General features: G+C 71.0%; 21 protein-coding genes and 1 riboswitch. Of the genes, 13 read left to right on the top strand and 8 right to left on the bottom strand.

Annotated elements, in window-relative coordinates:
• Positions 1 to 18: 18 nt before the first annotated feature.
• The 3 genes from P7A99_RS22160 to P7A99_RS22150 are packed head-to-tail and all read right to left on the bottom strand — an operon-like array spanning position 19 to position 2,394.
• The gene (locus P7A99_RS22160; protein WP_277795905.1) at positions 19 to 1,179 is read right to left on the bottom strand and encodes a glutathionylspermidine synthase family protein; all 1,161 of its coding nucleotides are present in this window, start codon (positions 1,177 to 1,179) and stop codon (positions 19 to 21) included.
• A 9-nt stretch (positions 1,180 to 1,188) separates the two neighbouring features.
• Positions 1,189 to 1,926 (bottom strand): PspA/IM30 family protein, encoded by a 738-nt coding sequence (locus tag P7A99_RS22155; RefSeq protein WP_277795904.1) that lies wholly within the window; start codon positions 1,924 to 1,926, stop codon positions 1,189 to 1,191.
• A gap of 30 nt (positions 1,927 to 1,956) precedes the next feature.
• Positions 1,957 to 2,394 (bottom strand): YjfI family protein, encoded by a 438-nt coding sequence (locus P7A99_RS22150; RefSeq protein ID WP_101716179.1) that lies wholly within the window; start codon positions 2,392 to 2,394, stop codon positions 1,957 to 1,959.
• A 145-nt stretch (positions 2,395 to 2,539) separates the two neighbouring features.
• Between P7A99_RS22150 and P7A99_RS22145 the strand changes: the two genes are divergently transcribed.
• Genes P7A99_RS22145 through P7A99_RS22130 form a run of 4 tightly spaced genes read left to right on the top strand, consistent with a single transcriptional unit; the run spans position 2,540 to position 4,473 of the window.
• Positions 2,540 to 3,178 carry a DUF2491 family protein gene (locus tag P7A99_RS22145; RefSeq protein ID WP_277795903.1) on the top strand — a complete coding sequence of 213 codons (639 nt, stop codon included), beginning with the start codon at positions 2,540 to 2,542 and terminating at the stop codon, positions 3,176 to 3,178.
• Positions 3,179 to 3,203: 25 nt separating this feature from the next.
• Positions 3,204 to 3,617: a DUF350 domain-containing protein gene (locus tag P7A99_RS22140; protein ID WP_277795902.1), complete on the top strand. Its 414-nt coding sequence runs from the start codon at positions 3,204 to 3,206 to the stop codon at positions 3,615 to 3,617.
• An 8-nt stretch (positions 3,618 to 3,625) separates the two neighbouring features.
• A complete protein-coding gene (locus tag P7A99_RS22135; RefSeq protein WP_277795901.1) occupies positions 3,626 to 4,273 on the top strand; it encodes a DUF1190 domain-containing protein in 648 nt (215 codons plus the stop codon).
• Positions 4,274 to 4,332: 59 nt separating this feature from the next.
• Positions 4,333 to 4,473 (top strand): hypothetical protein, encoded by a 141-nt coding sequence (locus tag P7A99_RS22130; RefSeq protein WP_277795900.1) that lies wholly within the window; start codon positions 4,333 to 4,335, stop codon positions 4,471 to 4,473.
• On the opposite strand, the gene P7A99_RS22125 is transcribed toward P7A99_RS22130, so the two are convergent.
• Both P7A99_RS22125 and cobU read right to left on the bottom strand, forming a co-directional pair.
• The gene (locus tag P7A99_RS22125; protein WP_277795899.1) at positions 4,458 to 4,814 is read right to left on the bottom strand and encodes a response regulator; all 357 of its coding nucleotides are present in this window, start codon (positions 4,812 to 4,814) and stop codon (positions 4,458 to 4,460) included. The genes P7A99_RS22130 and P7A99_RS22125 overlap by 16 nt on opposite strands.
• Before the next feature lie 120 nt (positions 4,815 to 4,934).
• Positions 4,935 to 5,450 carry a bifunctional adenosylcobinamide kinase/adenosylcobinamide-phosphate guanylyltransferase gene (gene cobU / locus P7A99_RS22120; protein WP_277795898.1) on the bottom strand — a complete coding sequence of 172 codons (516 nt, stop codon included), beginning with the start codon at positions 5,448 to 5,450 and terminating at the stop codon, positions 4,935 to 4,937.
• A gap of 39 nt (positions 5,451 to 5,489) precedes the next feature.
• Positions 5,490 to 5,690, top strand: a riboswitch (cobalamin riboswitch).
• Positions 5,691 to 5,799: 109 nt separating this feature from the next.
• Between cobU and P7A99_RS22115 the strand changes: the two genes are divergently transcribed.
• The 9 genes from P7A99_RS22115 to P7A99_RS22075 are packed head-to-tail and all read left to right on the top strand — an operon-like array spanning position 5,800 to position 14,562.
• Positions 5,800 to 7,692 (top strand): TonB-dependent receptor plug domain-containing protein, encoded by a 1,893-nt coding sequence (locus tag P7A99_RS22115; RefSeq protein WP_277795897.1) that lies wholly within the window; start codon positions 5,800 to 5,802, stop codon positions 7,690 to 7,692.
• Positions 7,692 to 8,678, top strand: coding sequence for a threonine-phosphate decarboxylase CobD (cobD, locus tag P7A99_RS22110; RefSeq protein WP_277795896.1), 987 nt, complete (start codon positions 7,692 to 7,694; stop codon positions 8,676 to 8,678). The genes P7A99_RS22115 and cobD overlap by 1 nt, the downstream gene beginning before the upstream one ends.
• Positions 8,675 to 9,565 (top strand): ABC transporter substrate-binding protein, encoded by an 891-nt coding sequence (locus P7A99_RS22105; protein ID WP_277795895.1) that lies wholly within the window; start codon positions 8,675 to 8,677, stop codon positions 9,563 to 9,565. Before cobD ends, P7A99_RS22105 begins: the two co-directional genes overlap by 4 nt.
• Positions 9,562 to 10,548, top strand: a complete 987-nt coding sequence (locus tag P7A99_RS22100; RefSeq protein ID WP_277795894.1) for a FecCD family ABC transporter permease — start codon at positions 9,562 to 9,564, stop codon at positions 10,546 to 10,548. Before P7A99_RS22105 ends, P7A99_RS22100 begins: the two co-directional genes overlap by 4 nt.
• Positions 10,545 to 11,327 (top strand): ABC transporter ATP-binding protein, encoded by a 783-nt coding sequence (locus tag P7A99_RS22095; RefSeq protein WP_277795893.1) that lies wholly within the window; start codon positions 10,545 to 10,547, stop codon positions 11,325 to 11,327. Before P7A99_RS22100 ends, P7A99_RS22095 begins: the two co-directional genes overlap by 4 nt.
• Entirely contained in the window at positions 11,320 to 12,276 is a 957-nt protein-coding gene (gene cbiB / locus P7A99_RS22090; protein WP_277795892.1) for an adenosylcobinamide-phosphate synthase CbiB, read from the top strand. The genes P7A99_RS22095 and cbiB overlap by 8 nt, the downstream gene beginning before the upstream one ends.
• A complete protein-coding gene (cobT, locus tag P7A99_RS22085; RefSeq protein ID WP_277795891.1) occupies positions 12,273 to 13,307 on the top strand; it encodes a nicotinate-nucleotide--dimethylbenzimidazole phosphoribosyltransferase in 1,035 nt (344 codons plus the stop codon). The genes cbiB and cobT overlap by 4 nt, the downstream gene beginning before the upstream one ends.
• A complete protein-coding gene (gene cobS / locus P7A99_RS22080) occupies positions 13,304 to 14,062 on the top strand; it encodes an adenosylcobinamide-GDP ribazoletransferase (RefSeq protein ID WP_277795890.1) in 759 nt (252 codons plus the stop codon). Before cobT ends, cobS begins: the two co-directional genes overlap by 4 nt.
• A complete protein-coding gene (locus P7A99_RS22075; RefSeq protein WP_277795889.1) occupies positions 14,059 to 14,562 on the top strand; it encodes a tyrosine phosphatase family protein in 504 nt (167 codons plus the stop codon). The genes cobS and P7A99_RS22075 overlap by 4 nt, the downstream gene beginning before the upstream one ends.
• On the opposite strand, the gene P7A99_RS22070 is transcribed toward P7A99_RS22075, so the two are convergent.
• From P7A99_RS22070 to P7A99_RS22060, 3 genes are read right to left on the bottom strand one after another with little or no spacing between them, the layout of a single operon-like run.
• On the bottom strand, positions 14,556 to 15,506 hold the full coding sequence (locus P7A99_RS22070) for a Csu type fimbrial protein (RefSeq protein WP_277795888.1): 951 nt from the start codon (positions 15,504 to 15,506) through the stop codon (positions 14,556 to 14,558). The two genes, P7A99_RS22075 and P7A99_RS22070, sit on opposite strands and share 7 nt — an antisense overlap.
• Positions 15,507 to 15,525: 19 nt before the next feature.
• Positions 15,526 to 17,928: a fimbria/pilus outer membrane usher protein gene (locus P7A99_RS22065; RefSeq protein WP_277795887.1), complete on the bottom strand. Its 2,403-nt coding sequence runs from the start codon at positions 17,926 to 17,928 to the stop codon at positions 15,526 to 15,528.
• Entirely contained in the window at positions 17,906 to 18,613 is a 708-nt protein-coding gene (locus P7A99_RS22060; protein ID WP_277795886.1) for a fimbrial biogenesis chaperone, read from the bottom strand. The genes P7A99_RS22065 and P7A99_RS22060 overlap by 23 nt, the downstream gene beginning before the upstream one ends.
• Position 18,614 lies beyond the last annotated feature (1 nt).

The raw sequence follows: 18,614 nt of genomic DNA, 5'->3' as shown, positions 1-18,614 counted from the left end.
CCCCACCCGTAAAAGACCTCACCCCTCGATGATGTGCGGCACGAAGCGGGCCAGGTTCTTGGTGACCTGGCTGTCGTCCTCGCGGATGCCCATGCCGACGGGCTCGGCCCCGACGATCCAGGCGCCGACCACCGGATGCTTGCCCTCGAAGCTGGGCGGCGGGTGGAAGGCCTGGACGATCGCGCCTTCCGCGCCATAGCCCTGGTCGAGCACAGGTTCGGCGCCCGCGCCGACGATCTCGACATTGGCGCCCTCGCGCGAAAACAGCGGCTTGCGCACGTAGTTCGCGCCCAGGGCCGAGGCCGCCGGATCGCCCTCGAAATAGGCTTCCAGCAGGTTGGGATGGCCCTTGTGGCGCTCCCACAGCAGCGGAAGGATCGCCTTGTTGGACAGGATCGCTTTCCACGGCGGCTCCAGCCAGCGGACCTTGGCCGTGGTCAGGTTGGCCGCGTAGGGCTCGCGCAGCATGTCTTCCCACGGATAGAGCTTGAACGCCGCCTGCAGCAGGTAGCCGTCGGTGTCGACGAACTGGCCCTCTTCGTTGAGGCCGATGGCGTTCATGGCCACGAACTTGGGATCAAGACCCGCCTGGGCGGCGAGGTCTTCCAGGAACCGCACGGTCTGGCGATCCTCGACGGCCTCGTCGTCGCTGGCGAAGTGCACGAAGCCGCCGTTCGGGAACAGGACCTTGAAGCGATCGCGCATCGCCTCGAACAGGCTGTTGAACTGATCGGTCCCGGCCGGCAGAGCGCCCTGCCCCAGCAGGTCTTCCAGCCACAGCCACTGGAAGGTGGCGGCCTCGAACAGGCTGGTGGGGGTGTCGGCGTTGTATTCGTAGAGCTTGGGCGGGCCCGAGCCGTCGTAGCCGAAGTCGAAGCGGCCGTAGAGCGAAGGCTCCTTGGCCCGCCAGGAGGCGGCGACGAAGTCCCAGTGCTCGCGCGGGATCGCCAGCTCTTCGAGGATCTCCTCGCTGGCGACCGCCTCGTCGACGAGATCAAGGCACAGGTCGTGAAGCTCGGCAGCCGCCGGCTCCAGGTGCTCCTCGACCTCCTGCAAGGTGAAGGCGTACGCCGTCCCCTCGTCCCAATAGGCCTGTCCGCCGGTGTGATGGTAGACGAAGCCGACGGCCTCGGCCTTCTCGCGCCAGTCGGCGCGAGGGGTCAGGGTAAGACGACGCACGCTTGGTCCTTATTCGGGCTTCGAAGAGCCGTCGGCGGCCTTGTCCTCGATCTGCAGCGGGGCGGGCTGCGGAGCCAGGCGGGCCAGGATGTCGTCGGCCGACGACTGGCCCGGCAGGATGCCGGCCACGCGCAGCTTCTCGTCGAGATCCGCGCCCGTGCGGCGGTCTTCCAGTTCCCCGGCGGCCTTGATCTTCTCGCCGCGGACCATTTGGCGTTCCTTGATCCGCGCCAGGCTGTCGGCGGCCGAGCCCAGCGAAGCGCCGGCGCCCGCGCCGCGGGCGGTGACGGCTTCCTGGGCCTTCTGGACGGACTCGTTGACCTTCACGACCTCGACCTCGCGCTTGAGCGTGTCGATGCGGCGGTCGGTGGCGGCGATGGCCTGGTGCAGCTGGTCCTCGGCCTCGCGCATGGAGCCGATCTGCGGCTCCTTCAGCGAGATCTCGCTCTCGATGTCGGCGATGCGCTGGGCCACCTGGCGGGCCAGGTCCATGTCGCCCTTGGTGACGGCGGCGCGGGCGGAGTTCTCGTACTTGGCCACCTGCTCGCGCAGGCTCTTGACGTCGTTCTCCTGGATGCGGCGACGGGCGACCAGGGTGGCGAGGTTGTCGCGCGCCTTGGCCTGGGCCGCGTCAGCGTCGCGGATCTCCTGGTCAAGGATGCGGATGGCGTTGGCGTCGACGACGGCGGACGTGGCTTCGTGCGCGCCGGCGCGACCCAGGGTGAACAGCTTGCGCCAGATGGACATCGGAAGGCTCCGGGAAATTCTAGGTTTGGGTCAGGCGGCGGACGAGAACGAGGTGCGCAGGTCGGAAGCCACTTCGATGGCGTTCTCGGCCAGGGTGCGCAATTCGATCAGGATGTCCTCGATCGAGGTGGTGGTCGAGAGCTCGCCGAACAGTTCGTAGTAGTCGCGGCCGCCGACGACGCAGATGCCGAAGTTCGACAGCGGCACCAGCTTCTGGGCCTTGAGCAGGAACTCGTTGAAGGCGTGGCGGTCTTCCTGTTCGTCGACCGGCCACAGCAGGGCCGAGGCGGCGACCTGCTGGTCGCTGACGCTGATGTAGATCTCCAGGTCGCCGTGCCAGTGCATGGTGGCCAGCAGGATCTCGTCGGCGCCTTCGAGGACGCTGACGGTGATTTCGTCGGCGCCGCGTCCGGGCGCTTCGTCCAGGGCCGCCTTCAGCGAGCGGACAGTCCAGGGCGTCTGACTCATCGGGTCGTAATCCTCTTCAACGGGCCATCTTGGCCGTGTTCATACAAGATGGGAGCTTGAACACCAGCCGTCGAGAGCGAGCGGCGCCCCTTTTACAGCGCAGGCTGGCGCCGTACATGAAGGGGCAGTATCGCAGGGACCCGCCATGTTCAGTCGCTTATTCGGCCGCAAGGAACCCGCCCCGGAGTCGGCCCTGCCCGCCATCCGCAACGTGACCCTGGGCCGGACCGTCTGGCTGGACCCGCTGGCCTGGAAGCGTTTCGGCTCGGATACCAAGTTCCCGCTCGACCGCGACACGCTGGAGATCACCGCCCAGGGCCTGGTGGACCTCAAGGACGGCGGCTTCGTGCACCGGTTCTACACCGACGACCACGTGATGTTTCAGGCGGTGTCGGACGACCGCGCCGGCCAGCGCCTGACCGACGTGACGATCTTCGTGCCCTGGGACAGCGCCTATCCGGGCGGCCGCGCCGACCGCGACGCCTGGGGCAAGCGCCTGCGCGCCCGCAGTTTCGCCGCCGCGGGCCTGCCCGAATATCATCGCTTCTGGTTCGGGGACGAGGCCGAGAGCCAGGAGCCCGTGACCTTCTGGGAAGAGCTGCACGACGACCGCGACGGCGTGCCCGACCGCAAGATCTTCCAGACCTGCATGCTGTTCGCCCGCGACCTGCCCGGCGAGGGCCGCGAACTGCTGCTGGCCATCGAGATGGAGACCGAAGACCGCGAGGTCTCGTTCGAAACCATGATCGGCGTGCCGCTCGAAGTCGGCGAATTCCGCGCCTAAATCACCTGACAGGGGGAAATAGACCATGTTCGACGTCAATGCCTTCGGCGAAAGCGCCCTGGCCTTCCTGGTGGCCTTCGTGGCCGCCGGCGTGTTCACCGTGGCGTTCAAGATCGTCTACCAGGCGGTGACGCCCTATGACGAAGCCAAGCTGATCCGCGAGGGCAACGTCGCCGCGGCCATCGCCCTGGGCGGCGCCGTGGTCGGCTACGTGCTGCCGCTGGCTTCGGCGCTCAGCCACACCGTCAGCCTGATGGAGTTCGCCGCCTGGGCGCTGCTGGCCGGCGTCATCCAGATCGCCGCCTTCACCCTGGTGCGCTTCACTGTGCTCAAGGACCTGATCGACCGGATCGAGAAGGCCGAACTGGCCGCCGGCGTCTACCTGGCCTCGATCTCGCTGGCCGTCGGCCTGCTGAACGCCGCCTGCATGACCTCGTGAGGCCGGACATGAACGCGCTTTCCCCCCTGCCCGCCTCCAAGCGCCGCAAGCGCTCCAGCGCCGTCGCCCTGACCGGCCTCATGGCCGGCTCGGCCTTCACCCTGACGGCCTGCGACGATCCCGGCTCGGCCACGCAATGGGGCGATCCGCCCGCCGCCGTCTCGGGTCAGAAGGTCGACGCCTCCAGCTTCGCCAACCTGGACGAGTGCAAGGCCTCGGGCGACTTCACCGCCGACCAGTGCCAGACGGCCTATGACGAGGCCCAAAAGGCCAGCGCCGAGAACGCGCCCAAGTTCTCCGACCAGCAGAGCTGCGAGGAGCGCTACGGCGTCGACCAGTGCGTGCCGCGCAGCCAGGCCAACGGCGGCGGCAGCTTCTTCACGCCGCTGCTGACCGGCTTCATCATCGGGCAGGCGCTTGAGGGCATGAACAACCGCGGCTATCGCGGCGCGCCGATGTATCGCGACCGCGACGGCACATATTACAGCGGCTCGGGCTATCCGATCTCGCGCGACTACCTCTCCGGCCGCAGCCGAGTGCGCCAGGACAGCTTCGACGCGCCCTCGCGCTACGAGGCTCCGGCGCGCGTGCAGAGCCGCAGCAGCGTCATCTCGCGCGGCGGCTTCGGCGGCGGATCGCGCAGCTTCGGCGGCTAGAGGGAACTGAAGACCGGGCGTCTCGCGTTGGTTCGTCGAGGACCACGCGAGACGACCGCATGACCGACAAACCCATCACCGGCGTCCCCCACCCTCGCTGGTGGCAACGCCATCCGACGCTGGCGTTCTGCGTCGCGTGGGCCCTGGGCCTGGGGCTGGTCGCGGCGGCCCTGGCGCTGGGACTTCAGGCCGCGACCTGAACGGTGCGCCCCTGCAGCGCGCGCACCGCCGAAAGCAGGCGAGCCGGCGTGATCGGCTTTTCCAGCCACATGTCGGGTTCGATCTGCAGCACGCGGGGGTCGCTGGCCGACACCATCAGCACAGGCACGTCGCTGCCCTCGACGGCGCGGATCAGTTCGGCCCCCGTCATGCGCGGCATCGAGTTGTCGGTGATCAGCAGGTCGGGCGCGAAGGCGTCGAAAGCCTCGAGCGCTTCCTGGCCGTCACGGCTCCACAGGACCTCGAATCCCGCGTCCTCGAGCAGCATCTCGTAGACGCCGCCGAGGAGAATGTCGTCTTCCGCAATTAGGATCCGTCGCATGGCCAGCCCCAGCCCTGTCGAATGTGTGAACAGGTCTTAACCATGCTGGGACGCCCGGTGTCAGCGTGCGCAATCGTCGCATTTCCCGAAGTTGAGCAACCATCGACTGAGTCGCGCGACTCACTTCATCCGCAGGCTTAGCCCGGCGGCGACCAGATGGACGGCGTCGGCCGCCCGGGCCAGGGCCTGATGCAGGCGGCCGGCCTCGTCGCGGAACCTGCGGGCCAAGGCGTTTTCGGGCACGACGCCCCATCCGACCTCGTTCGACACGAGCCACAGTTCGCCGTCGAAGGCCGAAACGGCGGCGACCAGTTCGGCCCCGGCGGACGAAAGGTCGCACTCGGCCAGCATCAGGTTGGTCAGCCACAGGGTGAGGCAGTCGACCACGGCCACGGCCCCCGGCGGCAGGCCGCGCAGGGCCGCAACGAGGTCCATGGGGGCTTCGAGCGTGGTCCAAGCCTCGCCGCGGTCGGCCTGGTGGCGCGCGATGCGTTCCTCCATCTCCGAGTCGAAGGCCTGAGCGGTGACGATCATCACCGGCCTCTGGCCTTTCGTCCTTGCACAGATCTCGGCCGCGCCCTGCGCGAAGGCGCTCTTGCCGGAACGGGCCCCGCCCAGGACCAGGGTGACAGACAACGCAAAGCCTCCAGATTGACGGTGTGCGGCGCACCATATAGTGCAGCCGGCGCGACAGGTTCCTCCCAAAGAGGATGAAAAGGGAACTCGGGTGCGAAACCCGGGCTGCCCCCGCAACTGTAAGCGGCGAGTTCGCGCGTCACATGCCACTGGCGGCGCCCTTCGGGGCGCTGCTGGGAAGGCGACGCGCAGCAACGATGACCCGCGAGCCAGGAGACCTGCCCGTCGCAGTCGTTTTTCGTCCGGCCGGGGTGCGCCGTACGATCGGGTCTTCCCCGCATGACGACGTCCAGTCCGGGCGTGTTCCTCCTTGGAGCACGCTCCTTCTTGTCGCGCACGGAGGAATGACATGCGCCTTGTTTCCCTGCTGGCCCTCGCGGCCGCAGTACCCGCCCTCGCCCTGCCCGCCTATGCCCTGGCCGACGACGCCGCCGCGGTCGACCAGATCGTCGTCACCGCCGGCCGCGAACCCGAGAAGCTGTCGGAAGTCTCGACCAGCACCACGGTGATCGACGCCGAGACGCTGAAGAGGACCCAGGCCGTGGTGGTCTCCGACCTGCTGTCGCGCACCCCGGGCGTCACCGTGACCCGCAACGGCGGCGTCGGCGGCACGACCCAGCTGCGCATCCGCGGCGCCGAGACCGACCAGACCGTGGTGCTGATCGACGGCGTCAAGCTGAACGACCCGGCCTCGACCGGCGGGGGCTACAACTTCGCCACCCTGCTGGCCGGCAACCTGAACCGCATCGAAGTGCTGCGCGGCTCGCAGTCCACCCTGTGGGGCAGCCAGGCCATCGGCGGCGTCGTCAACCTGCTGACCGCCACGCCCAACGGCCCGCTGAGCACCAGCGTGTCGGCCGAAGCCGGCTCGCGCGACACCGCCTATGGCCACGCGGCCCTCGGCGCCGGCGGCGACTGGGGCGGCTTCCGCCTGGCCGGCGCCTACTACACCACCGACGGCGTCTCGGCCTTCGGCAAGTCGTATGGCGGCAAGGAGAAGGACGGCTACCGCAACGCCGGCCTCAGCGGCCGTCTCGACCTGAACGTCACCGACTGGGCCGCGGTCGACCTGCGCGCCTCCTACGCCTCGGCCAAGAACGAGTTCGACGCCACCAGCGGCGACACGGCCGAGTACGGAAAGACCAAGGAACTGGTGTCCTACGCCGGCGTGCGCACCACGCACTTCGACGGCATGCTGAAGAACCGCCTGGGCTTCAGCTATACCCAGATCGACCGTGACAACTTCAATCCGGGAACCGCCACCCCCGTGACCTTCGACGCCCGTGGCCAGAACACGCGCTACGAGTACCAGGGCACCTGGACGATCAGCGACGAGTTGCGCGCGGTGTTCGGCGCCGAAAGCGAGCGCTCGCGCTTCCGTTCGGTCTCGCCGTGGTCGGGCGATCCCAATCCCAAGCCCGCGCCGAAGACGGCCAGCACCGACAGCCTGTACCTGCAGCTGCAGGCCAAGCCGATCAGCGGCCTGACCCTGACCGGCGGCGTTCGCCAGGAAGACCACTCGGCCTTCGGCGAGGCCAGTGTCCTGCAGGCCGGCGCCACCTACTCGCCCAACGGCGGCGTGACCGTGTTCCGCGCCAACTATGGCGAAGGCTTCAAGGCCCCGTCGCTGTACCAGCTGTACAGCATCTACGGCGACAAGACCCTTCAGCCCGAAGAGTCCGAAAGCGTCGACCTGGGCGTCGAGCACAGCGTGCTGAACGGCCGGGTGCGCGCGGCCGTGACCTGGTTCCACCGCGACATCACCAACCAGATCGACTTCGTCTCGACCAACACGCCGCCGAACTACGGCGGCTACGCCAACTTCGCCAAGACCGAGACCAGCGGAGTCGAGCTGGAGACCACCATCGAGGTGACCCCCGCCCTGGTGGTGAGCGCCAACTACACCAACATGGACCCGATCAACCGCTCGGCCGGTTCGGTGGGCAAGCGCCTGCCGCGCCGCGCGGGCGAGACGGCCAACCTGAACGCCGACTATGACTGGAAGAGCGGCCTGACCACGGGCCTGTCGATCCAGTACGTGGGCGACAGCTTCGACAACGCCACCAACACCCGCCGCCTGAAGAGCTACGCGCTGTTCGACCTGCGGGCTTCCTATCCGGTCAACGAGACCTTCGAGGTCTACGGCCGCGTCGAGAACCTCTTCGACAAGGAATACCAGACGATCTACCGCTACGGCTCGGTGGGCCGCGGCTTCTTCGCCGGCGTGCGGGCGAAGTTCTGATGAACGGCGGGCCGTCGTCCCTATCCGGACACGGCGGCCGCCTGGCCGCGGCGCAAGCGCGTTTTCCGAACGCGCCCGCGCCGTGGCTCGACCTGTCGACGGGGATCAATCCCCGTCCCTATTCGGTCCCGCCCCAGGCCTACGAGGACTGGGGTCGGCTGCCCGACCCCAGCGACCTGGCCAGGCTTGAGGCGGCCGCCGCCGAGGCCTTCGGCGTGGACGATCCGAGCCGGGTCGTGGCCATGCCCGGCAGCGAGACCGCCATCCGGCTGCTGCCCAAGATCCTGCCCCGCGAGCGGGTGAGCCTGCCCCTGCCCACCTATTCCAGCCATGCACACGCCTGGCGGCGGGTCGGCTCCGAGCTGGTCGACGATCCCGCGCAGGCCGACATCTGCGTGGTGGTGAACCCCAATAATCCCGACGGCCGCAGCCTTCCGCCCGAGGCGGTGCTGACCCTGGGCCAGCGCGGCGCAATCGTGGACGAGGCCTTCGTGGAGTGCGAGCCGTCGCTGTCGGTCGCCCGCTTCGCCGGCGCGCCCGATCATGAGCAGCTGGTCGTGCTGCGCTCGTTCGGCAAGTTCTACGGCCTGGCCGGCCTGCGCCTCGGCTTCGTCATCGCCCGTCCGGCCCTGGCGCGCCGCCTGCGCGACACCCTGGGCGAATGGCCCCTCTCCGCCCCGGCCCTGGCCGCGGGCCTGGCCGCCTATCCCGACACCGCCTGGGCGGACGCCACGCGCGCCAACCTGGCCGACGACGCCGCGCGGCTGGACGCCCTGCTGACAGGCGCCGGTTTCGAGGTGCTGGGCGGCACCAGCCTGTTCCGTCTGGCGCGCACCGCAAACGCGGCGCGCCGTTTCGAGAGCCTCGCGCGGGCGGGCGTCCTCACGCGGCCCTTCGACCACGACGCGAGCCTGCTACGCTTCGGCCTGCCCGGATTCGACGCCGACTGGGCGCGCCTCGCCGCCGCCCTGGAGATCTCGCGATGACCGACGACGTCGCCGGCGGCCGCAAGAGCCTGGTCGCCCTCAGCCGCCGCACGGCCCTGGGCGCGGGCCTCGCCGCCGGCCTGGCGGCGGGGACGGCCGTCGCCGCGTCGCGCAAGCCGCGCCTGGTCTCGCTGAACCCCTGCCTCGACGGCGTGCTGGTCGAGGTGGCCGACCGCGACCAGATCGCGGCGCTGAGCCACTATGCCCGCGATCCGCAGCAGTCGAGCATCGCCGCGCGCGCCAAGAGCTATCCGATCACCTACGAGAGCGCCGAGGAGGTGATCGCGCTGCGGCCCGACGTGGTGCTGAGCGCCGCCCACTCCTCGCCCGCCACCCGTGCGGCGCTGAAGCGGCTGGGCGTGCGGGCCGAACTCTTCAAGGTGCCCAACAGCTGGGCCGACAACCAGGCCGACATCCGCCGCATCGCCGACGCCGCCGGTCACCCGGAACGCGGCGAAGCTCTGATCGCCCGCGTCGACCGGGCGCTGGCGGCCTCGGCCCCGCCGCCCGGCTCGCCGCCGCTGGAGGCGCTGGTGTTCCAGCCCAACGGCTTCGCGGCCGGCGAAGGCACCCTGGTCGACGAGATGATGAAGCGCGCCGGCTTCGTGAACGTCGCCTCGCGCTACGGCCTGAAGAAGTGGGGCAATGTCTCGCTCGAGAGGCTGCTGGCCGATCCGCCGCAGGTGCTGCTGGCCGGCCAGGCCCGTCCCGACGCCCCGACCTGGGCCGAGCGCATGCTCAGCCACCCCGCCCTCGCCAGCGTGAGCCACCGCATGACCCGCGCGACCTTCCCCGAGCGGCTGCTCTATTGCGGCGGCCCCACCCTGATCGACACCGCCGCGACCCTGGCGGCCGCCCGCCGCCAAGTGCTGAAGGCCCGTACATGAGCCATTCCCGTCGTTCCTGGCTGCTGATCGGCGGCCTCCTTGTAGCCATAGCCGTACTTTTCGGCCTGTCGCTGATGAGCGGACGGGTGTGGGCGCCGTGGAGCGCCTGGATCGACCGGTCCGATCCGCGCTGGGCGATCATTTTCGAACTGCGCCTGCCGCGCACCGTTCTGGCCGTCGCGATCGGGGCGGCGCTGGGGATGTCGGGCGCGGCCATGCAGGGCTACACCCGCAACCCGCTGGCCGATCCGGGGGTGCTGGGCGTGTCGTCCATGGCCGCCCTGGGCGCGGTGATGAGCCTCTATCTGGGCCTGGCCTTCACCGCCACCTGGCTGCTGCCGGCCTGCGCGATCCTGGGCGCCGGGCTTGGCGTGATCGCGATGCTGGCCCTGGCCGGCACCACCGGCGGCACGGTCACCTTCCTGCTGGCCGGCGTGATCCTCAACACCGTGGCCAGCGCCGGCGTGGCCCTGGCCCTGTCGCTGGCCCCGAACCCGTGGGCGGCGCAGGAGATCATCAGCTGGCTGCTGGGCTCGCTCGCCGACCGCAGCATCGAGGAGGTGCGGCTGGCCGTGCCCCTGATCATCATCGGCCTGGCGGTCCTGCTGACCCTGCGCAAGGCGCTGGACGCCCTGACCCTGGGCGAGACCGGGGCCGCGGCCCTGGGCGTCAACCTGTCGGCCGTGCGGGTGATCCTGGCGGTGGGCGTCGGCGTCGCCTCGGGCGCAAGCGTCGCGGTGACCGGCCTGATCGGCTTCGTCGGCCTGATCGCCCCGCACCTGGTGCGCCCCCTGGTCGGACACCGGCCGGGCGCCCTGCTGGTTCCCGCCGCCCTGGCCGGCTCGGCCCTGGTGCTGGCGGCCGACATCGTCGTGCGCCTGACGCCCTCGGCCGCCGAGATGCGGCTGGGCGTGGCCACCGCCGCCGTGGGGGGGCCGTTCTTCCTGGCCCTCCTGATCTCCATGCGCCGGAGGCTCGCATGACCCTCTCCACGCTTTCCGCCGAGAACATCAGCGTCGCCCTGGGCGGCCGCGCCGTGCTGCACGGCGTCTCCGCCGAATTCCGGGCCGGCGAAGTCACCGCCGTGGTCGGCCCCAACGGCGCGGGCAAGTCGACCCTGCTGGCGTGCCTGGCGGGGCTGCGCAAGCCGGACGCCGGCGGCGTCAGCCTCGCCGGCGCGCCGCTGGCCGCCCTGTCCCACCGCGAACGCGCGCGGAAGATCGGCTTCCTGCCGCAGACGCCGGAAGTGGCCTGGGCCGTCGACGTCGAGACCCTGGTTGGCCTGGGCCGCACGCCGCACAGCGGCATGCGGGGCCTCTCAGAAGCCGATCGCCAGGCCGTGGCCCGCGCCCTTAAGCACACCGACCTGGAGGACCTGGCCCGCCGCGAGGTGAAAAGCCTGTCGGGCGGCGAACGCGGCCGGGCCCTGTTCGCCCGGGTGCTGGCCGGCGAGCCTAGCTGGCTTCTGGCCGACGAACCGCTGGCGGGCCTGGATCCCGGCCACCAGCTGGACGCCGTGGACCTGATGCGCGGCTTCGCCGCCGATGCCGGCCGGGGCGTGATCATGACCCTGCACGACCTGGCCATCGCCGCGCGACTGGCCGACCGCGTGCTGGTGCTGGTCGACGGCCGGCTGATCGCCGACGGCCCGCCGCGCGAAGCCCTGACGCCGGACGTGCTGGCCCGCGCCTATGGAGTCACGGCAAGAGTGATCGAGGGCCAGTCGGGCCCGCTGATCGAACTTGTGGGACGCCATGGCTGAACCCCTGCTGCTCGCGCCTCCGCTGGCCCTGCTGATCGAGGCCCTGGTCGGCTATCCGCCAGGCCTGCACAAGGCTCTGCCGCATCCGGTGACCTGGATCGGCAAGGCGATCGAGGCGATGGAGCGGCGGTGGAACCGGCCCGAGCGATCCGACGCGCACCGTAAGGAGATGGGCGTGGTCACGGTGGCGATCCTGGTCGCGGCCGCGATCCTGATCGGCAGCCTGCTGGAGGCGGCCTTCGACAGCGGCCTGCTGGCGACGCTGGTCGTGGCGCTGCTGGCGACCCTGGGCCTGGCCCAGCGCAGCCTGCACCAGCACGTCATGGCCGTGCTCGACCCGCTGGAGGCCGGCGACCTGCCCGCGGCCCGTGCGGCGGTCAGCATGATCGTCGGGCGCGACGTCGATGACCTGGACCTGCACGGCGTAACGGCGGCGGCCCTGGAAAGCCTGGCCGAAAGCTTCAACGACGGCGTGGTGGCGCCGGCCTCGTGGTTGACCCTGTTCGGCCTGCCGGGCCTGTTCGCCTACAAGGCGGTGAACACCGCCGACAGCCAGATCGGCCACATGGAGCCGCGCTGGCGGTCGTTCGGCTGGGCGGCGGCCAAGACCGACGACTTGATGAACTGGGTTCCCGCCCGCCTCGCCGGCGTCCTGATCTGCCTCGGCGCGGGCTGGAAGGGCTGGGCTGTCATGCGCCGCGACGCCCGCAAGCACGCCTCGCCCAACGCCGGATGGCCCGAGGCGGCCATGGCCGGCGCCCTGGACGTGCGGCTGGGCGGCCCTGCCCGCTACGACGGCGAGACCACCCAGCGCCCCAGCTTCGGCGACGGCCGCGCGCCGGACCTGACCGACCTGCGCCGCGGCCTTCGCATCTATCGCCGCGCCTGCGCCCTGCTGTGGCTGCTGGTGACCCTGTTGTGCCTGGGCGGATGGAGACTGACCCAATGACCTTCACGCCCCCGCCCATCGCCGCCGTCGACCGCACGCTGGAACCCAAGCTGCGGGCCAAGCTGGACGGCAAGGCCAAGCCGCCGGGCTCGCTGGGCCGGATCGAGGACCTGGCCGTGCGCCTGGGCCTGATCGCCAATGACGTCGCGCCCCGCGCCGACCGCACGGCGCTGCTGGTGTTCGCAGGGGACCACGGGCTGACACAGGAAGGCGTCTCGAGCTATCCGTCGAGCGTCACGGTGGCGATGGTCGGGCTGTTCCTGTCGGGCCGCTCCAGCGTCAACGCCTTCGCCAAGGCCACCGGCGTGTCGGTCAAGGTGGTGGACGCCGGCGTCGCCGCGCAGTTGCCCGCGCATCCGGACCTGATCGACGCCAAGGTGCGCCTGGGCGCCGGCAACGCCGCGCGCGAGCCCGCCATGACCCGGCAGGAGACCCACCTGGCCCTGACGCGCGGGATCGAGATCGCCGGCCGCGCCCTCGACGAAGCCGACGTGCTGGCGATCGGCGAGATGGGCATCGGCAACAGCTCGGCCGCGGCGCTGGTCATGCATCGCCTGGCGCCCGCGCCGCTGGACGCCTGCATCGGCCAGGGCACGGGCCACGACGCCGAAGGGCTGGCGCGCAAGGCCGCCGCCATCGCCCGCGCCGCCGCCCGCAGCGACGCGGAGGACCCGTTCTCCGTCCTGGCGGAGTTCGGGGGCTGCGAGCTCGCCATGATGGCCGGCGCCCTACTCGGCGCGGCCGCCCTCAGGCGTCCGGTGCTGGTCGACGGCTTCATCGCCACCGCCGCGGCCCTGGCGGCCGTGCGCCTGGTTCCCGAGGCGCTGGACTACTGCGTCTTCGCCCATGGTTCGGCCGAGAAAGGCCATGCGGCGATGCTGACGGCGCTGGGCGCCGAACCGCTTCTGGATCTTGGCCTGCGCCTCGGCGAAGGCACCGGCGCGGTTCTGGCCGCCCCGCTGCTGGCGGCGGCGGCCAACCTGCTGACGCAGGTCGCCGACCTGGCCGACGTGCTGGCCGGCGCGGGATGATCGGCCGACAGCTGAATCTGCTGCTTTGCGCGGTGCAGTTCCTGACCCGGCTGCCGACCCCGCCCCTGCGCGGCTTCGAGCCAGACTGGATCACCCGCTCGGCGCGCTATTTTCCGCTGGTCGGGCTGCTGGTCGGCGGGATCTGCGCGCTGGTGCTGCTGGCGGCGGGCCAGGTTTGGGACGGCTGGGTTCCGGCGCTGCTGGCGCTGGGCGTGGGTCTGCTGCTGACCGGCGGCTTTCACGAGGACGGCCTGGCCGACAGCGCCGACGGCCTGGGCGGCGGACAGACCCGCGAGCGCCGCCTGGAGATCATGAAGGACAGCCGGGTCGGGACCTATGGCGTGCTCGCCCTGGTGGTCGTGCTGGGAACCAAGGCCGCGACCCTGGCGACTCTGGCGCCGGCGCAAGCGGCGCTGGCTCTGTTCGCCGCCCACGGGATCGGCCGGGTGGCCGCCGTGGCGGTCATGGCCGCCCTGCCCCACGTCAGCGACCGGGCCGACGCCAAATACAAGCCGGCCCCCGACGGCGTGAAGCCGATCGAGGTGCTGATCGCCGCGCTGCTGGGCCTCTGGCCTCTGCTGCTCGCGCCGCCTCTGGGCGCGGTGGCTGCGATCGGGCTGGCGGCAGTCCTGGCCTTGGCGCCCGCCCTGCTCGCGAAGCGGCTGATCGGCGGCTATGTCGGCGACGTGCTGGGCGCGGTCGAACAGGTCGCCGAACTGGGCGCGCTGCTGGGCCTGGCGGCCGTGCTGGCATGATCCTGGCGGTCTGCCCGCTGAGCCGGCTGGATGCGCATCTCGCCGCCCACGCGCCCTCGCACGTGATCAGCCTGCTGTCGCCGACGGCCGAAGCCCCTCAGATCGCGGGCGGGCTGCGCCTGCATCTGGCCTTCCACGACATCGCCGAGCCGCGCGAAGGACTGACGCCGCCCGACGCAGGCCTGATCGCCCGCCTGCTCGCCTTCGCCGACACCTGGGACGGCGCGCGGCCGCTGCTGGCGCACTGCTATGCGGGGGTCAGCCGCTCGACGGCGGCGGCGTTCATCCTGGCCTGCCGCCTCGCGCCCGGTCGCGACGAAGCCGAACTGGCCCGGACGCTGCGGACGCTGTCGCCCTCGGCGACGCCCAACCCGCTGATGGTCGCCCTCGCCGACGCGGCGCTGGCGCGCGGGGGCCGGATGGTCTCCGCCGTCGCCGCCATCGGCCGCGGCGCCGACGCCTTCGAGGGCGAGGCCTTCGCCTGGGACCTGGCTCAGTAGGTGACCGTGGCGATCACCTGGTCGCCGTAGGTTCCGGGCGACGGCGTCGACTGGGCCGGGACGCGGCCATAGAGGGTAAGCGGCTGCCCCCCGCCGGTCCCGCTCCCGCCGACGGTCAGACCCGCGCCGGTTCCCCAGGGTGATCCTCGCGCCTCATCCTTGTAGATGCCGTAGGTCACGTACTGGCTTGCGGCCTTCATCCGGCGGGCCGTGGCCGAGGTCCCCTGCTGGCCGTTGTCGAGGCCGATGGCGTAGGGCGTGTCCTTGGTGCAGGTCACCGACATGCCGGTCTGGGCGTCCTTGTTGGCGCTGAGCACGCCGACATTGCCGAAGCTCAGATTGCCGGTCGAGATCGTGCAGTCGGGGATCAGGGTGGCGCTGAAGGTGAAGGTGGCGGGCGTGATCGTCGAGCCGACCGTGACGCCGGCGCAGCTCAGCAGGTTCAATCCCCAGAAGAAGGTCTGGCCGGTGAAGCTGGTGGAATAGGCGCCCGGCAGCGTCGTCGTGCTGGTCGAGAGCCGCAGATAGACCGTCTGGTTGACGTTGATCGAACTGCCTGTCCCCGGGTTTGCGGTAATGGTCGGCACCGTGCCGAACACCAGCAGCGCCGACGAGCCCCAGGGCTGGGTGCGGCCGCTGTCCTGGTAGATCTGGAACGGCACGGTCGCGCCGCCGGGCCCGGCCATGTAGCGCTGGCCCGACCCGTTGCTGCCGCCGGAGCCGGCGTCGAGATTGGGACACAACGACACCGGCAGCAGCGGTGTCAGACCCGTGCAGGTGAAATTCAGCGTCGCCGTGGCGTCGACAGTGCCCGCCGTCAACGGGCTGAGGGTCGATCCCAGGTTCACGCTCGAGATGGAGGCGTTGCAACTGGCGGCGGCCTCGGCGCGCGAGGGCGCGCCGATCCAGGCCACGAGCGCCAGCAGCAGCCCCGCCAGCGCCATGAGCCGGGTTCGACCGATCCTAACGGCAGACGGCTTCGACCACATGCCGGCCTCCCTCCCTGGCGGCGTCGCCCAGAGCCAGGCGCGCCAGGCACTCATTCCCATCCTCGACGATCACCCGCAGCTCGACTTCCCCGGCCACGCCCGTCAGGAATGTCTGGCCGTCGTAGCCGACGATCGCCCGCTCGTTGACGCCGGCGCGGATCACCTCGGCCCCCGCCGGCACGAAGCTTCCGTCCGGCCGCTTCAGGGTCAGCAGCACGGCCGGAGGACTCTTGCCCACGCCGAAGCGCACGACGGCCCCGCCCCCCGCCATCGGCGTGACGGCGCGTTCGGTCTGGGCGACCTCTAGCTCCAGCGGCAGGTCCTGGCTGTCGATCGACAGTCGATTGACGTCGAAGGCCTCGAGATTGCGCACCAGCAAGCGCCCGTTGCGGTCGCTGCGGCCCACCTTCTGGTTCTGGTAGAGCACCGGCACGTCCGGGGCGCCGACTTCCACCATGGCGAACGAGCCTTCCAGGCGATTGGTGACGGCGGCCACGCCGCCCAGCCAGGCCACCGCGCCCTCGACCTGCACCTGGGCGCGCGCCGCGCCATCGGCGTACTGGACCGCGCCGGAAACCCGGGCGTTGTGACCGCGATAGGCCGCCTGGGCCTCGGCGCCCTGCCGGGCGCCCTGTTCGATCCGGGCGCGCCAGCCGTAGCTGCCGCTGGCCTGGGTTTCGGCGCGGCTGGCCTCGACGAAGCCGAAGGTGTCGCCGCCCTGGGATTGGACGCCTGTGGTGGCCGACCCCGTCGAGCCCAGCGGGATGGAGACGCCGAGAAAGGCCCCCGTGTCGCGGCGCTCGCCACGGCTCGCATAGGCCGTGACGTAGGCGGTGACGCGATCGGCAAGGGTGTGGCGCAACGAGCCGCTCCAGACCTGGCGACGGGGCCCCGCCGCCGGGGTCTGGGCGCTGTAGGAAGCACTGAACACCGGCGCGTCGCCGTTGCGCATCAGGGGGGCCAGGCGAAGCGGGGTCGAGACCGTGACCTGGTCGATGGCCCGCGGCGGCTCGTCGCCCGCCATCCGCCAGTTGCGATAGAAGGAAGGCCGCGAGGTGACGGAGGCCAGGTCGCGATAGCCTGCCGAGGCCCGCATGCTCATGCCCGAAATGTAGAAGCCGGCGAACCGGCTGTCGAAGACCACGGCCGCCAGGGCGCCCGCGCGACCGTCGACCCGGCTGGCGGCCGCCGAGGCCGAGACCACGCCCAGTCCGCCGAACTGCGCCGTCAAACCGCCTCCGCCCTGCACGAGGCCCGCGCCGGCCTCGACGTGCCCCTCCAGCGTCAGGGCGTCGAGCACGCCATAGCGAAGGCTGGCCGAGGCCACCGGCGATCCGGCGTAGTCGGCGGACTCGACGCCGAAGCCCCGGCGCGCGAAGCCCGCCTCGGCCGAGAAGTCGGCCAATCCCTTGCGCAGCAGCAGCGGCGTGGCGAAGAACGGCGCATCCACCGCCACCTCTCGGCCGGCGGCGTCGGCCAGCACCAGGCGCACATTACTGTAGCCCTGGCCCGACGGCAGGCCGTCGATCCGGATCGGACCTGCGCCGACCGGCCGGCTCAGAATCCGGTTGTCGTTGACGTAGAGCTCCAGCGTCGAGGGCGCGGCGGCGGTGGCGGCCAGTCGCGGCGAGGGCATGGTGAGTATGTCGGGCCGGGTCGCGAAATCGCGGCGCACCTGGAAACCGGCCATGCGGATCGGACGGGTCCAGGCGAAACCGCCGTTGATGTAGTCCCCTCCCCGCAGGCCCAGCATCCGCTCGGGATCATACCATGACCAGGTGGTGTCCAGGCGCACCAGGCGCGTGGCGTCGCCGACGCGGTTGGCCGACAGCCCGCTGGAAAGGGTTCCGAACCGGCCGAAGACACGACCGTCCAGCGCCAGTCCGATGGCGTCCAGGCCCAGGTCGTCGTCGGCGTCGACCTGGCCGGCGTCGGCCGAGAAGACGTAGTTGAGCACCGCGCCCAGATCCTGGCGCGGGGCGCCGGCGGCTTCGCGCCGCACCGACAGGTCGAAGCGCTGGATCGCCAGTTGATCGACGTCGGCCGTGACCATCAGGCGCTGGCCCAGGTCGTCATAGGTCGCCGACAGGCCCGGGACGCCGTCCAGCGCCACCAGCCCTTCGCCGCCGGGGGCGGCCAGTCCCACCGCGCGCATCTCGTCGGCGCGCATTCGCAGACGACCGTCCGCCTCCCGCTCGACGGCGGCGACAAGGCCCGTGTTGCGGCTGTTGATCCAGACTTCGAGCTGCAGGTCTTCGCGCATGGCGGCGATGGCCTTGAGATCGGGGAGCGGCAGGTCCTGGGCCAGGACGCTCGTCCCGAGGGCGGTGAAGACGGCGCTCAGAAGGGCCGCCTCAGTCGCTCTTGAGCGGCGCATCGATCGGCCCGGTGTCGGTGTCGGCGATCAGCCGAACTCCGGCGGCGGGCTGGAAGGCCCCCGCGGGCCAGGAGACTTCCGCTCCAGGCAGAACATAACCCACCAGACCCTTGCGTTCGGCAAGGACCGCGCCGGAAGCGTCGCCGATCTTCAGATTGGCCAGACGCAGGCGGCGGGCGCCGGTGTTGCGCCCGACGAGCGCCGCGCCGCCGTCTTCGGACGGCTGCAGCCGCCACTCGATGCGGGGCCGCTCGCGGCTGGATCCGAAGAACAGCGGGATGGAATGGCGCATCAGCAGGGTGACCTGCCGGCCCGCATCGCTCAGCGGCGGCGGCAGCTCGTCGACGATCAGGCGGTAGGATTCCTCGGCCTCCGGCGCGCGGCCGTCGAGGCGCACGACCCGCACCGTGCGGCTGGCGCCCGGATCGACCTTGGCGATCGGGGGACTGGCGACCACGCCCGTCGCCGGGGTCAGCACATCGCGCCCTCCGGCCTGCGTCCAGCGGAACACCCGGATCTGGACATTCAGCGGTGCGGCGTCGTCGTTCTGCAGCGTCAGGGTCGTCGCGTTCTGGCCCGCGGGCAGGTCCAGGCTCACGGGGCTGACGCGCAGCGACGCGGCGGTCGCTTGCGCGCCGCCGAGCGCGGCCAGGGCCAGACCGGCCAGGAGGACGACCGCACGCATG

This window comes from Caulobacter endophyticus (assembly GCF_029543245.1).
GTDB classification, from domain to species: domain Bacteria; phylum Pseudomonadota; class Alphaproteobacteria; order Caulobacterales; family Caulobacteraceae; genus Caulobacter; species Caulobacter endophyticus_A.
The sequence above is the reverse complement of the archived record's forward strand: the minus strand, read 5'-3'. Positions and strand labels throughout refer to the sequence as shown.

Excerpts from the sequence above, each read along its gene's own strand:
- P7A99_RS22155 (WP_277795904.1), bottom strand. The coding sequence starts at position 1,926 with ATGTCCATCTGGCGCAAGCTGTTCACCCTGGGTCGCGCCGGCGCGCAC.
- P7A99_RS22150 (WP_101716179.1), bottom strand. The coding sequence starts at position 2,394 with ATGAGTCAGACGCCCTGGACTGTCCGCTCGCTGAAGGCGGCCCTGGAC.
- P7A99_RS22145 (WP_277795903.1), top strand. The coding sequence starts at position 2,540 with ATGTTCAGTCGCTTATTCGGCCGCAAGGAACCCGCCCCGGAGTCGGCC.
- P7A99_RS22140 (WP_277795902.1), top strand. The coding sequence starts at position 3,204 with ATGTTCGACGTCAATGCCTTCGGCGAAAGCGCCCTGGCCTTCCTGGTG.
- P7A99_RS22135 (WP_277795901.1), top strand. The coding sequence starts at position 3,626 with ATGAACGCGCTTTCCCCCCTGCCCGCCTCCAAGCGCCGCAAGCGCTCC.
- P7A99_RS22130 (WP_277795900.1), top strand. The coding sequence starts at position 4,333 with ATGACCGACAAACCCATCACCGGCGTCCCCCACCCTCGCTGGTGGCAA.
- P7A99_RS22125 (WP_277795899.1), bottom strand. The coding sequence starts at position 4,814 with ATGCGACGGATCCTAATTGCGGAAGACGACATTCTCCTCGGCGGCGTC.
- P7A99_RS22115 (WP_277795897.1), top strand. The coding sequence starts at position 5,800 with ATGCGCCTTGTTTCCCTGCTGGCCCTCGCGGCCGCAGTACCCGCCCTC.
- cobD (WP_277795896.1), top strand. The coding sequence starts at position 7,692 with ATGAACGGCGGGCCGTCGTCCCTATCCGGACACGGCGGCCGCCTGGCC.
- P7A99_RS22105 (WP_277795895.1), top strand. The coding sequence starts at position 8,675 with ATGACCGACGACGTCGCCGGCGGCCGCAAGAGCCTGGTCGCCCTCAGC.
- P7A99_RS22100 (WP_277795894.1), top strand. The coding sequence starts at position 9,562 with ATGAGCCATTCCCGTCGTTCCTGGCTGCTGATCGGCGGCCTCCTTGTA.
- P7A99_RS22095 (WP_277795893.1), top strand. The coding sequence starts at position 10,545 with ATGACCCTCTCCACGCTTTCCGCCGAGAACATCAGCGTCGCCCTGGGC.
- cbiB (WP_277795892.1), top strand. The coding sequence starts at position 11,320 with ATGGCTGAACCCCTGCTGCTCGCGCCTCCGCTGGCCCTGCTGATCGAG.
- cobT (WP_277795891.1), top strand. The coding sequence starts at position 12,273 with ATGACCTTCACGCCCCCGCCCATCGCCGCCGTCGACCGCACGCTGGAA.
- cobS (WP_277795890.1), top strand. The coding sequence starts at position 13,304 with ATGATCGGCCGACAGCTGAATCTGCTGCTTTGCGCGGTGCAGTTCCTG.
- P7A99_RS22075 (WP_277795889.1), top strand. The coding sequence starts at position 14,059 with ATGATCCTGGCGGTCTGCCCGCTGAGCCGGCTGGATGCGCATCTCGCC.
- P7A99_RS22070 (WP_277795888.1), bottom strand. The coding sequence starts at position 15,506 with ATGGCGCTGGCGGGGCTGCTGCTGGCGCTCGTGGCCTGGATCGGCGCG.
- P7A99_RS22065 (WP_277795887.1), bottom strand. The coding sequence starts at position 17,928 with ATGCGCCGCTCAAGAGCGACTGAGGCGGCCCTTCTGAGCGCCGTCTTC.
- P7A99_RS22060 (WP_277795886.1), bottom strand. The coding sequence starts at position 18,613 with ATGCGTGCGGTCGTCCTCCTGGCCGGTCTGGCCCTGGCCGCGCTCGGC.